Origin of the sequence: Streptomyces sp. NPDC018610, assembly GCF_044391765.1 — a bacterium.
Taxonomy (GTDB): Bacteria; Actinomycetota; Actinomycetes; order Streptomycetales; family Streptomycetaceae; genus Streptomyces.
The window spans coordinates 1,662-2,963 of sequence record NZ_JBISAL010000026.1; the positions used below are offsets into that span (position 1 = coordinate 1,662).

Genomic DNA, 1,302 nt, shown 5'->3' on the forward strand with positions numbered 1-1,302 from the left:
CTTGAGCTGGGGGTGGCCGCAGAGACCAGCGAGAAGCGACTGTTTACTAAAAACACAGGTCCGTGCGAAGCCGTAAGGCGATGTATACGGACTGACGCCTGCCCGGTGCTGGAACGTTAAGGGGACCGGTTAGCTTGGATTCGTCCAGGCGAAGCTGAGAACTTAAGCGCCAGTAAACGGCGGTGGTAACTATAACCATCCTAAGGTAGCGAAATTCCTTGTCGGGTAAGTTCCGACCTGCACGAATGGCGTAACGACTTCTCGACTGTCTCAACCATAGGCCCGGTGAAATTGCACTACGAGTAAAGATGCTCGTTTCGCGCAGCAGGACGGAAAGACCCCGGGACCTTTACTACAGTTTGATATTGGTGTTCGGTTCGGCTTGTGTAGGATAGCTGGGAGACTGTGAAGCAGGCACGCCAGTGTTTGTGGAGTCGTCGTTGAAATACCAGTCTGGTCGTGCTGGATGTCTAACCTGGGTCCGTGATCCGGATCAGGGACAGTGTCTGATGGGTAGTTTAACTGGGGCGGTTGCCTCCTAAAGGGTAACGGAGGCGCCCAAAGGTTCCCTCAGCCTGGTTGGCAATCAGGTGTTGAGTGTAAGTGCACAAGGGAGCTTGACTGTGAGACCGACGGGTCGAGCAGGGACGAAAGTCGGGACTAGTGATCCGGCGGTGGCTTGTGGAAGCGCCGTCGCTCAACGGATAAAAGGTACCCCGGGGATAACAGGCTGATCTTCCCCAAGAGTCCATATCGACGGGATGGTTTGGCACCTCGATGTCGGCTCGTCGCATCCTGGGGCTGGAGTCGGTCCCAAGGGTTGGGCTGTTCGCCCATTAAAGCGGTACGCGAGCTGGGTTTAGAACGTCGTGAGACAGTTCGGTCCCTATCCGCTGTGCGCGTAGGAGTCTTGAGAAGGGCTGTCCCTAGTACGAGAGGACCGGGACGGACGAACCTCTGGTGTGCCAGTTGTTCTGCCAAGGGCATGGCTGGTTGGCTACGTTCGGGAGGGATAACCGCTGAAAGCATCTAAGCGGGAAGCCTGCTTCGAGATGAGGACTCCCACCCACTTGATGGGGTAAGGCTCCCAGTAGACGACTGGGTTGATAGGCCGGATCTGGAAGCACGGTAACGTGTGGAGGTGACCGGTACTAATAGGCCGAGGGCTTGTCCTCAGTTGCTCGCGTCCACTGTGTTGGTTCTGAAACCACGAACAACCCCATGCCAGGTCACGGCGTGGTGCGGTTGACAGTTTCATAGTGTTTCGGTGGTCATAGCGTGAGGGAAACGCCCGGTTACATT

The 1,302-nt window shown here is 56.3% G+C and carries 1 rRNA gene (cut by a window edge); it reads left to right on the forward strand.

From position 1 onward, the window contains the following. A 23S ribosomal RNA gene (locus tag ACH5A8_RS34510) occupies nt 1-1,175 on the forward strand; its annotated part reaches 1,661 nt to the left of the window's first position; the annotation flags it as partial. Between the last annotated feature and the right edge of the window lie 127 nt (nt 1,176-1,302).